This is a genomic window from Microcoleus sp. K1-B1 (assembly GCF_036704705.1).
Taxonomy (GTDB): domain Bacteria; phylum Cyanobacteriota; class Cyanobacteriia; order Cyanobacteriales; family Microcoleaceae; genus Microcoleus.
The window spans coordinates 1-14672 of the sequence record NZ_JAUBSH010000083.1; the positions used below are offsets into that span (position 1 = coordinate 1).

11 protein-coding genes and 1 tRNA gene are annotated in these 14672 nt (G+C 46.1%); 3 read left to right on the forward strand and 9 right to left on the reverse strand.

Annotated features, from left to right (window positions below; translation table 11 throughout):
• Positions 1-132 precede the first annotated feature (132 nt).
• The 3 genes from ldpA to QUA83_RS23590 form a co-directional block, all read right to left on the reverse strand.
• Complete coding sequence (gene ldpA, locus QUA83_RS23580; RefSeq protein ID WP_333296273.1) at positions 133-1284, reverse strand: circadian clock protein LdpA; 1152 nt, start codon at positions 1282-1284, stop codon at positions 133-135.
• Between the two features lie 516 nt (positions 1285-1800).
• Positions 1801-3123 carry a four-carbon acid sugar kinase family protein gene (locus QUA83_RS23585; protein ID WP_333296274.1) on the reverse strand — a complete coding sequence of 441 codons (1323 nt, stop codon included), beginning with the start codon at positions 3121-3123 and terminating at the stop codon, positions 1801-1803.
• A gap of 344 nt (positions 3124-3467) precedes the next feature.
• Entirely contained in the window at positions 3468-4136 is a 669-nt protein-coding gene (locus tag QUA83_RS23590) for a hypothetical protein (RefSeq protein ID WP_333296275.1), read from the reverse strand.
• A gap of 96 nt (positions 4137-4232) precedes the next feature.
• On the opposite strand from QUA83_RS23590, the gene QUA83_RS23595 reads away from it, so the two are divergent.
• Positions 4233-5402, forward strand: a complete 1170-nt coding sequence (locus QUA83_RS23595; protein WP_333296276.1) for an IscS subfamily cysteine desulfurase — start codon at positions 4233-4235, stop codon at positions 5400-5402.
• A 167-nt stretch (positions 5403-5569) separates the two neighbouring features.
• On the opposite strand, the gene QUA83_RS23600 is transcribed toward QUA83_RS23595, so the two are convergent.
• Positions 5570-6574 carry a glycosyltransferase family 2 protein gene (locus tag QUA83_RS23600; RefSeq protein WP_333296277.1) on the reverse strand — a complete coding sequence of 335 codons (1005 nt, stop codon included), beginning with the start codon at positions 6572-6574 and terminating at the stop codon, positions 5570-5572.
• 121 nt (positions 6575-6695) lie between these two features.
• Complete coding sequence (locus QUA83_RS23605; protein ID WP_333296278.1) at positions 6696-7472, reverse strand: C40 family peptidase; 777 nt, start codon at positions 7470-7472, stop codon at positions 6696-6698.
• Positions 7473-7580: 108 nt separating this feature from the next.
• Here QUA83_RS23605 and QUA83_RS23610 point away from each other — a divergent pair, with 108 nt between their 5' ends.
• Together QUA83_RS23610 and QUA83_RS23615 are read left to right on the forward strand one after the other, a co-directional pair.
• Positions 7581-8519: a serine hydrolase gene (locus QUA83_RS23610; protein WP_333296279.1), complete on the forward strand. Its 939-nt coding sequence runs from the start codon at positions 7581-7583 to the stop codon at positions 8517-8519.
• Positions 8520-8736: 217 nt separating this feature from the next.
• Entirely contained in the window at positions 8737-10500 is a 1764-nt protein-coding gene (locus tag QUA83_RS23615; RefSeq protein ID WP_333296280.1) for a macro domain-containing protein, read from the forward strand.
• A gap of 120 nt (positions 10501-10620) precedes the next feature.
• Here QUA83_RS23615 and QUA83_RS23620 read toward each other — a convergent pair.
• The 4 genes from QUA83_RS23620 to alr all read right to left on the reverse strand — a co-directional run bounded on the left by QUA83_RS23620 (position 10621) and on the right by alr (position 14385).
• Positions 10621-10709, reverse strand: a tRNA-Ser gene (locus QUA83_RS23620).
• 97 nt (positions 10710-10806) lie between these two features.
• Positions 10807-11946, reverse strand: a complete 1140-nt coding sequence (locus tag QUA83_RS23625) for a patatin-like phospholipase family protein (protein WP_333296281.1) — start codon at positions 11944-11946, stop codon at positions 10807-10809.
• Positions 11947-11993: 47 nt separating this feature from the next.
• On the reverse strand, positions 11994-12842 hold the full coding sequence (locus QUA83_RS23630; protein ID WP_333296282.1) for a mechanosensitive ion channel family protein: 849 nt from the start codon (positions 12840-12842) through the stop codon (positions 11994-11996).
• Positions 12843-13182: 340 nt separating this feature from the next.
• A complete protein-coding gene (alr, locus tag QUA83_RS23635; protein WP_333296283.1) occupies positions 13183-14385 on the reverse strand; it encodes an alanine racemase in 1203 nt (400 codons plus the stop codon).
• Between the last annotated feature and the right edge of the window lie 287 nt (positions 14386-14672).

Consider the following 14672-nt stretch of genomic DNA (forward strand, 5'->3'; position numbering starts at 1 on the left):
TACTAACCACTAACTACTAACCACTAACTACTAACCACTAACTACTAACCACTAACTACTAACCACTAACTACTAACCACTAACTACTAACCACTAACTACTAACCACTAACTACTAACCACTAACTACTAACTAAAATTCTTTGAGCGGGGAAACTAGAGAACGAGCTAAACTCACGGCCTGTGAGAGAAGTTCTGGGACGGCTTCGAGCTGAGGTAGCCGAGATGTTTGAACTCCGGCTCCTGGCCGCGCGACTGCCACCGGAACGGCATAGGCTCGATCGGTCTGCATTCTTTCTAACTGTTCTAAAATTGGCGATAGCAAAACCCTGGCATAGCTGCCGTAAGCTACACCTGCAATATATTGGACAGGGGGATCTGACAAATTTTTCCCGGCATCCTTCATCAGTCCCTCGGCTCTCAACTTGCTGACAGTGTGAGCATTAGTGCCGCCTGCAAGTTGCACGTATCCCGGCAACTGGGCAGCCAAAACTTTTTGACCGAGTTTGACCGCGGCTCTAGTAGTTCCTGTTCCGATATCTCCGCTCATTGGCCTACCGTCCGTTTGCCAAATTAGCGGACAAGGAAGGGGGGAAATTATTTGATAGAGTGTCCGCAAATAATCAATCAAACCGTCTCCATCGGGGCAACTAATTGCTATTACCTTGAGTTGACCGACCCAGGGAGCTATACTCGACCAAAGTCGCGCAAAATCTGCCTCTCTGCCTACTTGCGTGTGGATTTCTAGGGCGTCCGCACCGGATTGCAAGATTAAAGGTGCGATCGCGGCGGGAGCAGACACGTAAGAACGAGTATAAATTAGTTGGCTCGGACAAATCGGCAGACAGCGACCGCAGCCATAGCATTGCTGGTCTATCACCCCGGAAAAACCACTGCCAGCACTCTGAAAAACTATTGCTTCGGCTGGACATATTTTTTCGCACGGCCGCCAGCAGTCCGCCGGACAATCGGCTGGGTTGAATTCGGCTTTGCGAAAATGCGGGTCTTCCCCATCGTTTAAACTCACCATCAGCAAAGGCAACCCTTTGCCGCCAAACCTGCGGTTTTGAGTTCTTGCCTGTAAGTCGCTGGCCACTTGTAGGGCTTCTTTCGCTGCGGCGACGGCGGCGGGATCTGCCGCGACATCGATACAGTCAGCGCCTGCTAGGGTGTAAGCCAAGGTGAGATTCCGTACAGCAGGCAGGTGTTGAAAGCTCGCCCCACAGATCAGCTTGAACCAATGGCCATCTTTTAATGAGTTTAGGGGATGATAATGTTCTGTCACCCTTATATGCTAATCCTTTGAGCTGAAAATTACTATCTGAAAATTTCTACTTAATTTTAAAATTGAGGCGGGTACAAGCTGGAAACGCTACTGATAGCAGTAGCTGTTGCACTGTTGGCTCTATATGTAGAGTTCTGCCTTAATTTTTTTTCCTAAATTTGATTTGTTTGAGAGGGACTGCTGAGGGGTGATTTGGAGATGGGGCGATCGGCTTTAGTTATAGACAGACTCTCTATCATATCATAGTTGGGTGGATTTGGCAAGGAAAAAGTAGGCGAGAGATTTTTTTTTAAGTGGTCGTGCAGTGGCAGTTGGCATAAAGTTCGATCGAGCATTGAAACCCATCGACCAACCGCAGATGAATATTCTCCTCCCTGCCTAGAAGCTCAATTCATCTGCGTTAATCGGCGATTCAACTAGCTATAGCGGTTCTCAAGCGTCGTGAGGTATGCCCTATGCCCTATGCCCCATGCCCTATGCCCGAGAGTACCTCATGTTACTGAGAAAGGCTATATACTACTTGCTCAGCCGCTTGTAAACCGTAGCCAAAGCATGGCTATCCCCCACATTTCCAGGAAACAAAACAACTGGTAAATTGGGAAACAGAGGATGCTCAGCCTCGGTTTTTACTACCGAACAACCTGCAATAATTTGACCGATTTGCCTGACACTTTTCAGCGACAAACCTGTACTCAAAACATCATTAGAAGTAATGCCACCCTTGCTAATCAAAAACCCGATATTGGCAGGTAGTCCCCGCACGATATCCATCAATAAAGCAGAAACCGCCTCTCCAAATTTTAACCTAATTTCTGCATTGTCAAATTCGAGTTCCTTGCGGCTGGTATAAATTACAGGCGTTTTGCCATCGGCATGAGAAGTGCGGACTTTTTCGAGAATTTCATCGAGCATTTGAGTGCGATACTCTGGTGAATCTTCTAGCAAGTGAGATACATCTATTTCAATGCTAACTATATTGGGTTCTTTTAACAAGCGCTCCAATTGTTCAGTAGTTTTCTTAACGTGGGAACCAACTATTACTGCACCGGGTTTGCCATCCCTCACATATTTTGCCATTTCGTCGGCTGCTACTGGCTGCGGGCCGAGGTCAGCTAAGGATGTTAAAATACTCGCTGCGCTGCGGAATAAAAACTTTTTGCCTTGACTGGCTGCATTGAGAATGTGTTTGGCAAATGTGTCTAAATCGCCTTGGCTTTGGCCGTCAACAACCGCACATTGGTTGTCTTTCATATCCATCAGTCGATCTAAACTTCCGTAGCGAATGTCTGCGAGTAAAATGCGATCGACTGCATCAGCGGGGATGCGACCTTTGGTTTTTTCTTCTACATAGTCGGGCAGGTAACTGTGACTGTACCCGAAGACGGAATCTTTGGCAAATTCGGTTTGGTGTACTGGTGTCGGGACACTGTTAACTATTAGGTAGTGCACGCTGTGGCGGGTAATTCTGCCTCCTTCAAAAAAGGCGGGAATTAGAAAATGGGCGTCGAAGGGGCCAAGTTCTTCGGCGATCGCGTCGGTTTCGATGGGATAGTGACCGCGCAGGGTAGAATCGGAACGGCTAACTATTAGGAAGTCTTCGATTTTTTCGCTGGCGATCGCCCTTTTTAGATTTTGGCACACTTCGCGCGTGACGGAGGCTGCTTTTTCGGGAGTTAGCGATCGAGTATTTGTCAGTATGAAGAAAATCGGGCACTTGTCCCGCAGCCCCAAACGCAGGGTGTCTTCGTCCCAACGTGTCAGCAGCAAGCAACTGTGCACGGTTTGAGAACCAGTCGGATCGTCGTCGAGAACTATAATCTTGGGTTTGGCAGAAGACATACTGATATCAAATCCGTTAGCATCGGAATAGTAAATTCGAGTTCACTGTTCACTGTTCACTGTTCACTGTTCACGGCGTCAACAGTCAACCGTCAACAGTCAACATCATTCCGGTGTTACCGGAAATGATATGACCTGGTTGTTAACGTCACCTTTCCAAGATATCCTTACCTGTTACGTAACAGGAAAAAATTTACAATAATTATGATATTTTTTCAACAATTCTCCTAATTCATAATTTTAAAAATGTCTTTGAGTTCGAGTGGAACAGGCATCCTGCCTGTTGCGGTTCAGTAAGCTGCATATTACTACTGGGTAAGAGGCGCACGCAGCCGTGCAAGCTACTAACTTTTGCCATTTTTAAAATTAGCAGCGTTTCGATCTTGCAACTTTTTCATTTCTGCTTGAACTCCCACGGCTACCTGCAAAGCTTCGTTGAGCAATCGCCCTTGTTCGCTGGCTCGATCGCTAATTTGCAGGGCATTCAAAGTTCTCAAATTATTGGCAAATAATTCGGAGTTAGTATCGACAAATTTTTTGTTCTCCCTGAGAATTCGCTCGGTTTTCAAAGCTCTAACTAAATCGTCTCTGATTAGCTGCAAGGCTGCAATAACTTTTGCTCGATCGCCGATTTTGACTCCCGCATTGCCAGCATCTTCTATCTGATCATTAATGGCGATCGCTTCGATTATACCATTATAGCGATCGACATCATCAAAAAGATTGATTAAATCTTTGTTTTGCCGACTGCATCGAATTTTCCACGCATCCTCAAGGATTAAACCGAGTATCGCAGCGAAGTGGAGGGCGAACCACAACAAATAAGCTCTAGGAAATATCGCAACCAGTAGCCAACAACTGATTAGAAGCAAAACAATTAAACCGACTGTTTTCAAAGCTTCGCGGGCAAACTTAGTCGCTGTCGGCGGGCGGTATACGCGATCGGGCCGCGCGCCTGTGAGGTGCTTGAGCTCACCAACAGTAATTTCTAATCCCTGAATGTCAGCTCGCATAAATCTTCACAAATATTTCTTAATTATAAAGTTTTGTAGTAGAACAAGGGGCTCGTCTACAATAAACCTAACACTTTTTTCACCCAAAACTGCACTATGTCCGCACGTCCTATATACCTCGACAATCACGCCACAACCCCCGTAGATCAACGGGTACTTGATGCGATGCTGCCGTATTTCACCGAACAATTCGGCAACGCAGCCAGCATCAACCACGTCTACGGCTGGGAAGCAGAAGCAGCGGTAAAACAGTCACGACAAATCATAGCAGAAGCGATCAACGCCTCCCCAGAAGAAATTGTTTTTACCAGCGGTGCAAGCGAAGCAAATAATTTAGCGATCAAGGGTATCGCCGAGGCTTATTTCAGTAAAGGAAAGCACATTATCACAGTAAAAACAGAACACAATGCAATTCTCGACCCCTGTACCTATTTGCAAAAATTGGGGTTTGACATTACTGTTTTACCCGTGAAAAGCGATGGGCTGATTGATATAGGCGATTTGATCAAAGCGATTCGGGCCGAGACAATTTTAGTTTCAGTGATGACGGCTAACAACGAAATTGGCGTCATCCAGCCGATCGCAGAAATTGCTGCAATTTGTCGCGGAAATGACATTCTTTTTCACACAGATGCGGCACAGGCGATCGGCAAAATTCCCCTCGACGTAGAGGAGATGAATATCGATCTAATGTCCTTGACAGCCCACAAAATCTACGGGCCAAAAGGGATCGGTGCTCTCTACGTGCGCCGCAACAAACCGAGAGTGCAGCTAGCGCCGCAAATGCACGGAGGAGGGCACGAAAGGGGAATGCGATCGGGAACTCTCTACCCACCGCAAATAGTTGGGTTTGCCAAAGCAGTAGAATTGGCAATTGCAGAAATGCCGTCGGAAACAGAACGAGTGGTTAATTTGCGGCAGCGTTTGTGGGAAAACTTGAGTGAAGTGGGCGATGTTTTTCTCAACGGTCACGCTACGAAGAGATTGCCGGGGAATCTCAATATTAGTGTAGCCGGGGTTGACGGTCAAGCGTTGATGTTGGGTTTGCAACCGGCGGCGGCAGTTTCTTCGGGATCTGCTTGCACTTCGGCGAAAATATCTCCATCTCATGTTTTAGCAGCGATCGGGCGATCGGACAAATTAGCTTATGCTTCAATTCGGTTTGGTATTGGCCGGTTCAATACTGAAGCAGAAATAGACGCAGTTTCCCAACACGCGATCGCAACTATTACATCTCTCCGACAAGCTCAAAAAGTAATGAGTTAGAAAGTATTGGTGTCAACTTAAGCCTAAAACCCACTATCTCTCTCATTTTTATCAAAGTCTTGATCCCCCTAAATTCCCCTTAATAAGGGCGACTATGAACCTACTCTTGTCCCCCCCTTATTAAGGGGGGCTAGGGGGGATCGGGAAGATGAAAAAAAGTCATTTAGTTACTTAGAACCAAACACCTCGCGCACCCGATAAATCGGTTTTCCCTGCGACTCGTGATAAGTCCGCATCATCACTTCCGCCAACAAACCAAAACAAAATAACTGCACGCCAGTTAACAGCAAAACCACAGCCAAAATCAGCAAAGGGCGGTTCCCAATAATTTGACCAAAACCCAATTTTAAGACAGTCAAATAAATTCCTAAAACCGTTCCCAACGTCATAGAACTCAGTCCCAAAAGTCCAAAAACGTGCATCGGTCGAGTCAGGAACTTTTTCATAAAAGAAATAGTTAACAAATCCATCAAGACCCGAAAAGTCCGCCAAATTCCGTACTTACTTTGACCGAAACGGCGGGCGTGGTGTCGCACAGGCAGTTCTGCAATTCTCGCCCCTTCAATAAACGCCAAGGCCGGCAAAAAGCGGTGCAATTCCCCGTACAGATTCAAGTCTGCTACCAACTCGGATTTATAAGCTTTCAAAGAACAGCCGTAGTCGTGCAAAGTTACGCCTGTAACGCGACCAATTAACCAGTTAGCAATTTTAGAGGGAATCAACCGACTAATAGTATTATCCTGCCTATTTTTCCGCCAGCCACTCACTAAATCGTAGCCTTCATTTAACTTGGCCAACAATAGCGGAATATCAGCCGGGTCATTTTGCAAATCGCCGTCTAGGGTAACAATAGCACGACCGCGAGCGCGATCGAAACCTGCCGACATTGCAGCAGTTTGCCCGTAATTGCGGCGCAAAATTACAGCACAAAGGTCATCGCGACTGCTGGCTAACTGCTGGAGAAGTTGAGCAGAACCGTCCTTAGAACCGTCATCTACACAAATAATTTGATAGCTGAGTCCCGATGGTTGGATAGAAGAGGCGATCGCCTCAATCAAATGAGGCAAACTTTCCACCTCATTATACACCGGCACCACCACTGAAACGTCGAGAACAACCTCAGCGCCAGCCTGCTGTGCAGCCAATTTTTCCAAAAATAATGCAGCGTCCATTTCTTTCTTCAATAACATCAGTAATCATTGGTAATTGGTAATGGGGCATGGCGCATCGGGCATGGCGCATCGGGGATTAGTTATTGGTTGTCCTATGTTTGTTCTTAGTTGTTGGTTTTAATTACCAATTACCAATTCCCGATGCCCGATGCCCGATGCCCGATGCCCGATGCCCGATGCCCAATTCCCAATTCCTAGATTCATAACTTGCCACAACTTTACCACATCCCCGCAATTGCTGGTAATAAGCTTGACTGACTCGATCGCCCTCCTCAGACAAAACATCGATACCGATACCGTTGCGACCTTGTGCTTGTCCCGAACTGTGAATGTAGCGATTATCTCCGAGATACAATCCTACATGAGTGGCTTTTTCTGGCGTACCAAAAAACACTAAATCCCCCGGTTCTAAAGCACTTATACTAATAGGTTTAGTAAAAGCTTCCTGCTGATAAGCATCTCTCGGCAACCAGATACCTGCAGCCACAAACGCCGCTTGCATCAAGCCCGAACAATCATAATTTGGCCCAACTGTACCGCCCCAAAGATAATAATTGGATTGGTTCATAGCCTCGCGAGCGAAAGTAATTACAATTGGTAATTTTTCCTTGATTTGGGCCTCAGAAAGCACAAAAGGATGATACACTGTTTCTGTCGGATCGAGCAACTCAACATCTCGAATATCCAGCCATCCCGGATAATCATCTTCGCACAGTCGCACCATCACAGCAGTTGTATCCAAGTTTACATCGCTCTCTCTTACGGGGAGTTCAACGACGCGCAAATGTCGCCCCAGGGCTGCTTGAGTTGCCAATCGATCGCACTTTGGGGAATCGTAAATATTTATGTGCGATCGCGCCCGGTACTCCACAACATCAGATAATTGATAATTGGCCATTGCTAATTGCTCATTGTTTGCTGTTAATTGTTCGCATTTATTGTTCGCATTTAACGATTGATTGCCATTAGCTGGTAGCCGTTAACCGTTAACCGTCAGCCATTAACCATGACATTTTTTCACAAAGACGAACAATTAGAAAACCTCGGCAGTAGCATTATAGACTCCGCATTGTCAGAATTTACAGGATTAAGTGGCGATCGTATAGCCATTACCTGGATCGTCTACGATCCGCCGGTGCGAGTCAATACAGGCGGCGCCCTGAGTGCAGAAGAATTTTGGAAATATCAACCCCGAGGTTTTAGCGCTAGAGCTTCCGAACGAATTTATCCAGCCAGCATCGTCAAATTATTCTACCTCGTTGCCATCTGGGAATGGGCGCAAAAAGGCATGATTCAAACCTCGCCAGAATTAGAACGCGCCGTCCGAGATATGATAGTTGATTCCAGCAACGACGCCACCAGTTTAGTAGTAGACGCCCTCACCGGCACCACCAGCGGCCCAGAATTATCACCAGGCCCCTTTGAAAGTTGGAAACAGCAGCGAAACATCGTCAACCGTTACTTTCAATCATTGGATTGGCCGGAATTACAAAATATTAACGTCAATCAAAAAACCTGGTGTGACGGCCCCTACGGTCGCGAGCGAGCAGTTCTGGGAGAATTAATGGAAAATAGAAATATGCTGACCACAAATGCAGCGGCGCGTTTGGTGCACAGTATAATCGGCGGCGTAGCTGTTTCTGCCCAAGCATCGCAAGAAATGATGGGTTTAATGAAACGCAGTTTAGAACCAGCAGAATTAGAGGCAGATCCTGAAAATCAAGTTACAGGTTTTTTAGGTGGCGGATTGCCAGAATCAGCAAAATTGTGGTCAAAAGCGGGACTGACAAGTCAAGTTCGTCACGATGCTGCTTATATTGAAATATCGGGCTTGCGGCCGTATTTGTTGGTTGTATTTACCGAGGGGAAAGAGAATAGCAAGAATGAAGAAATTTTGCCTTTTGTATCGCGGCAATTTGTCGAAGCGATGAAAATGCTTAATTAAACTGTAACTGGTAAATTGACAAAACTTAATTTTTTTGTGGAGCCTGATATTATGCCAGCTCCAAATTAGGAGCTTAAAGATACAGCAGGGTGCAGGTTTATGGACTACAGTGGCAGCAGTTGGAAAACACTTTCCTAAGTGCTTGGTATTAAAGCGTACTCTATTCACCTGTACTCTAGTGTATCATTTAAATAGCGAGATATAAAAGAGGTCAAATATGGACATACAGCTTATCCCTCTACGTGCTGCCGTTTGTTCCGAACGCTTAACGACTCTAGATGTTTTAGTCAGAATTACCCCGCCAACACCCGAAAAAACAATTGAGCGACCGCAGCTTAATTTAGGTTTAGTAATCGATCGCTCTGGTTCTATGGGCGGACAAAAAATTGAATACGCACGGCAAGCAGCTAGTTACGCAATCGAACAGTTGTTACCAAGCGATCGCGTTAGTATCACAATTTACGATGACCAGATAGAAACTTTAGTCCCTAGCACCCTTGCTACTCATAAATCCCACCTTTTGCAGCAAATTCAAAAAATTCATCCCAGAAACAGTACGGCACTGCACGCCGGATGGGAACAAGGAGGAATTCAAGTTAGCCAACACCTCAATCCCGAACACTTAAATCGAGTCATTCTTTTATCAGATGGACTAGCCAATATCGGTGAAACAAATCCCGATGTAATTGCCTCCGATGTGAAAGGTTTAACCAAACGAGGTGTCAGCACTACCACAATGGGAATTGGTCAGGATTACAACGAAGACTTGCTAGAAGCAATGGCGCGGAGTGGGGATGGCAATTATTATTACATTCAATCTCCCGAACAATTGCCAAGTATTTTTCAACAAGAATTACTGGGCTTAATGGCGACAGTTGGCACAAATGTCACCTTGGGAATTGAGCCACAAGCTGGAGTAGAATTGGTTGAGGTACTCAATGAGCTCGATGTCACCCCAAATGGTCGGTTTCGCTTACCTAATTTAGTAATTAGTAATCCAGTTGATGTAGTCGTGCGGCTGAAAGTGCCAGCGATGACAGAGGAAGTAGATTTATGTTATTTTCGCCTCAGTTGGAACGACCCCGAACAACCACAGGAGCAAAAAATCCGCGTTTCCTTGCGATTACCCGTCGTCAGTGCTGCACAATTAGAGGAATTTCCCTTCAACTCTGAGGTACGACAGCAAGCGATTTTAATGATGACAGGACGCGCCAAAAAAGAAGCCGTCAGACTGGTAGATGGAGGGGATTACGATCGCGCCAGCCAACTATTACAGGAGACAAAACAGCAGTTGCTCAATAATCCCGATCTTCCCATGAGTGCGCCAGAAACGGAGGCAATCACCGACTTAGAAGTACAACTCAAACAGCGAGATTATAACACATATCGCAAAACGTCAACTCATCAAAGCTACACCCGGGCTTTTTCTCGCAGTAGCGGTCATGTCAGCCTTTTATACGCTTATCGCAAAGGCCCTATCTTGGGGAATATTACTGAAGATTTAGGAGTCGATGCGATCGTTAACTCGTGCGATCGCGACCTATCCAACTCTGGTGCCATATCCAGCGCAATTCACCAAGCAGCAGGACCAGAACTTCTAGAAGAATGTCGCCGTATAGGTGGTTGTGAGGAAGGGGAGGCGAAAATTACTCCTGGCTATAATTTGCCGACACCGTGGGTTATTCATACGGTTTGTCCCCCTTGGCGCGGTGGCTCTCAGGGAGAGGAAGACCTATTAGCAGAATGTTACTGGAGTTGTTGGGAATTAGCTGTACAGCATTCACTGCGGAGTATTGCTTTTCCAGCTATTGGAACGGGAGCAATGGGTTTTCCAGCAGAGCGTGCGGCGGAAATTGCTTTTGCAGAAACCCGTCGCTTTCTTTTAACATCTAGTGCGATCGGGTCTATTCTTTTTGTTTGTTTCGATTCAGATACTCATCGTTGCTTCCAAAATGAATTCTTGAAAATTTCTGGTTTGTAATGGTTTTAGTAACAAAACTAAGGTAAAACGCGATCACTTTTAGAGCCCCGACTTCTTAAAGAAGTCGGGGCTCTGGGTATTCTATTTTTTTAGCTAGGGCTTACTTAGAACAACTTAGAACGGAGAGGGAGGGATTTGAACCCTCGAAGGATGTTAACACCCTTAACAGATTAGCAATCTGCCGCTTTCGACCACTCAGCCACCTCTCCAAGATGACAGTAACTAACTATAGCACACACATCTTATTCTTGCCAACCCCTAATTTAAAAATTCCTCAATCCCTTACTCTGTATACTTTTCGCGACCTCAACCGCCCGCCTCTTCCCCAAAGCCCCTAGCCTTCAAGTGCTTTTCCCAACTAAAATTGGAACTCAAAAAGAACCTCTTAGTATACAAATACCCCAAGCGGTACAGGTGAGCCTTGCGATCGCCATCGAGATTAAAGTCCGTCGTCGTCACCCCAGCTTCAGTCACATCAATATTAATCACCCTGCCTTTATCCATCTCCCGCTGGTGATAGCGGTCTCTTGCTTTCATCATCGTTCGGAACATCGCCGCCAGCATCGACAGCGGAGTATCAATCTTAGCTTTAGTCTCAATTCCGGTATCCACTAATCGAAACCCAAAGGTAAACCAGCGCGGCGCCACAGGAGTCGAACCGACGGATTGTTTGTCATAAATCCACAGGGGGAAATTGCTCAAAATTCCGCCATCTACAATTAAGTCATCGCCCAGTTTTCCCGGTTCAAAAAATAGGGGAATACTCATCGACAGCCGAACGGCTTCAGCAACGCTAAAATCTTCAGCGCTTTGGAGTCGCAACTGCTCATACAAAGGATCGGAATCCGTCGATTCGCGTCGGTGTAAGTCGTCGGGCAGCACCAACATTTCACCGCGAGAGAGGTTAGATATTACTACTTTTAATTCCCGGTCTTTTACGATTTGTTTGACATCGGCAAAAGTGTGCAAGTTACCTCGACCGAGCATTGCTTCCAGCCACTGCCGGAAGGGCTGCGCCGAATATTCTCCCATTTGACGGCTAACTGTTAAGAAAAGCAGCGTCCAAGCCGGAGATTGCAAGTCGTCGGCGGGGTCGCCGTTTAAAATTAGAGGACTGTTTTTTTTAGTTAAAAATATGCTGTAATCAAGCTGTCCTAAAATTTCCTCTAAATCATCAATTGACAAGTCGGTTGCCAATACTGCAGCAGTAATTGCACCGGCAGAAGTTCCGGCCAATTTTCGCCAGCGGATGCCCAAATCGCTACAGCACCTGAGTGCTCCTAAAAACGCAACTCCGCGCACGCCACCGCCTTCAAAAACCCCGTCGGCATAGATTTGACCGTTTTCGTCGGGAGGGGGAAATTTGCTGAGAATTGTTTGTTTTTCGGTGGGGGTGATTCTGACACCGGGTTCTTGCAAAATTTGCTGCGGATACCACTTGCTCATGGGAAATACCTCGGATCAATTTGGGGTTTTAGATTTGAGATAGATATCTATGGTTCTTGATTTTTGTCGGCATCCATTGCCTCTTTGACGTATTGTTGAACTTGCGATCGTACTTGTTCGTAGGCCACCGACGCGCACCAAGGCCGGAGAGATAAAATAGTTGTGTCGGGAGTAATCTCAGCTACCAAACAAGTCGGGGGCGGATTCTCCAACACCAGCGGGTGAGAGTGGGCAATTTCTAATAACTCAGCTACAGTTGGACGAATTGGCCGATCGCCAATATCAATCTTCAAGTCTACTCGCCTCGTTCCCATTGCCGTTGTATTTTTCAGTGTACCGTTAAACAACTGATTGTTCGGGACAATAATTTTTATGCGATCGTCTGTCACCACGGTTGTTGAAAAAATCCCGATGCTGTCCACCACTCCCTTAACATCGCCAGCTTCAATCCCATCCCCGACTTCAAAGGGCCGCAAACTAATCAACATTACCCCAGCAGCAAAGTGGGACAAAGTATTTTGCCACGCCAAACCAATGGCCAAACCCGCTGCACCCACCACCGCCACCACGCTGGTAGTTTGAATTCCCAACTGACTCAAAGCGGCGACTACTCCCACTACCAAAATCGTAATTTCAGCAGCTTGAACTAAGAATTTCCGCAGCGTGGCTTCGGTGCGACTCAGTGCACGGCGAGTCACGCGGCCCGCAAAGTTGATCGCAAATCGCGTAATTAACAAAATGCCGATCGCCCACAGCAGTTGAGGTACAATTTTAAACCCCAATTCCACGAATCTTTTCGAGAATTCTTGGGCTACTTCCAAGGCTTGTGTTCTTTCTGCATTTAGCTGAGAATAGAAGGTTTGGGCTATTGGTAAAAACGTCTGAATAACTGTCATGTTAATTGGTAATTGGGAATGGGAAATTGAAAATTGTAGTCTCAGTCTTATCGCTTATTCCGATAGTCCGACAGGGGTTGAAAACCCCTGTCTCATAGCGGAAGTCCTCTAGAAGAGGACTAAAGTCGATAATTTTATCCTTCAAACTCTTGAGTCGGTTTTAACTGAGATATTGCACCATTCTCAAGAACAGGCAAGATGCCTGTTCCACAAAGAGTGAATTTTCTTGTGGAACAGGCATCTTGCCTGTTCCTAAACAAGTAATTGAGAATGGTGCAACATATGAGTTTAAACCGACTTTTGCTATGAGGCAGGGGTTGAAACCCCTGCCGGACTATTGTTAATAGTGTACTGCTACGCGGGGCAACCGGTGTTTAAAACCGCAGAGAATTTCCCACGAAATAGTTCCTAAAGTGGTGGCCCAATCGTCAGCACTAATTTGATTTTCCCCATCTTTGCCCAAAATAGTCACCACTTCGCCGACTTCTAAATTGGGAATATCAGTTACATCCAGCATTAATTGATCCATCGTCACCGCGCCCACTTGTCGCACAAATTTGCCCCTAACTAAAACCCGCATTTTATTAGAAAGATTGCGCGGAATACCATCTGCATAGCCGATACCAATTACGGCAATCTGTGTCTGCCGCTGAGCTATAAATTGATAGCCGTAACTGACTCCGGTTCCTGCTTCAATAATTTTCACCTGCGTTACCCTAGCTTTTACCTGCATTGCGGGCTTCAAATTGGATCTCGACTGCAAGTGAGGTGCTGGATAAAGACCGTAGGTAGCTAAACCGACTCGCACTAAATCGTAGTGCAAATCCGGGTCAGCGAGGGCGGCAGCAGAGTTTGCCAAGTGGAGACGAGGGGGGTTAATTCCTGATATTTTAATTTGCTCGATCGCCTGTTGAAACCGCTGGTGCTGCTCTCTCATAACTGCGGGGTCGGGACTATCTGCTGTCGCCAAATGAGAGTAAATACTGGCTAATTTTAAATTGGGCAACCGCTTGACTAATTGCACAAATTCTGTAGCTTCCTGCCAGGGCGTACCCAAGCGAGACATTCCCGTATCCAACTTAGCGTGAACTGGCAAAGATTGGTTAAGACCAGCGAGAACTTCCGAAAAAATTAGGGCTTGTTTGGCAGTACAAATAGTGGGCTGCAAGTGCCAATGGGCGATCGCCTTTACCTGTTGGGCTGTATGGGTTGCCCCCAACAACAAAATCGGCGCTTCTATCCCAGCTTCTCGCAATTCTATTCCTTCGGGAATTGTCGCCACTCCCAGCCAACTAGCACCTGCTTGCAATGCTGTTTGACTGACTGCAACAGCACCATGCCCGTAAGCATCCGCTTTCACAACGGCCATCAGTTCTGTGTGGGGAGATAAGAGCGTTTTAAGCTGTTTTACATTGTGAGTTAAAGCTGCTAAATCGATTTCTACCCAAGCCCTCTGGCATAGTCCCCCGTCACTGTCCCACAGCAACGTCTGGCGGGATTCTTTTGTCGTTGATTCGGCGGTTGTTTGTTCCCCACTCCACATTGTCGATCGCTCCTACTTGCTTACACCATTAAAAACTGCTCTAAAAAATGCTAGGATATTTTACCCTAAGTTTGATGGTAAGATTTTTCCTTTAATCAATGTTATACAACTTTAAAAAAAGAATGGAACTATAGGCAAGCTGCAAACCCATATTGCAGCAGTCATTCGCCATCTAAAATCTAAAATTTAAAATTTAAAATGGTATTAACTGGTGTATCATAGCACCAAAAATACCCGGTAAAAACTATGGACGGACTGGCCTACCTACATTTAGCTGAAACTTGGGA

Bases quoted from the DNA above. Each gene is read 5' to 3' on its own strand.
- QUA83_RS23615 (WP_333296280.1), top strand. From the start codon at position 8,737: ATGGACATACAGCTTATCCCTCTACGTGCTGCCGTTTGTTCCGAACGC.
- QUA83_RS23630 (WP_333296282.1), bottom strand. From the start codon at position 12,842: ATGACAGTTATTCAGACGTTTTTACCAATAGCCCAAACCTTCTATTCT.
- QUA83_RS23590 (WP_333296275.1), bottom strand. From the start codon at position 4,136: ATGCGAGCTGACATTCAGGGATTAGAAATTACTGTTGGTGAGCTCAAG.
- QUA83_RS23625 (WP_333296281.1), bottom strand. From the start codon at position 11,946: ATGAGCAAGTGGTATCCGCAGCAAATTTTGCAAGAACCCGGTGTCAGA.
- QUA83_RS23600 (WP_333296277.1), bottom strand. From the start codon at position 6,574: ATGGACGCTGCATTATTTTTGGAAAAATTGGCTGCACAGCAGGCTGGC.
- QUA83_RS23610 (WP_333296279.1), top strand. From the start codon at position 7,581: ATGACATTTTTTCACAAAGACGAACAATTAGAAAACCTCGGCAGTAGC.
- QUA83_RS23605 (WP_333296278.1), bottom strand. From the start codon at position 7,472: ATGGCCAATTATCAATTATCTGATGTTGTGGAGTACCGGGCGCGATCG.
- alr (WP_333296283.1), bottom strand. From the start codon at position 14,385: ATGTGGAGTGGGGAACAAACAACCGCCGAATCAACGACAAAAGAATCC.
- QUA83_RS23585 (WP_333296274.1), bottom strand. From the start codon at position 3,123: ATGTCTTCTGCCAAACCCAAGATTATAGTTCTCGACGACGATCCGACT.
- QUA83_RS23595 (WP_333296276.1), top strand. From the start codon at position 4,233: ATGTCCGCACGTCCTATATACCTCGACAATCACGCCACAACCCCCGTA.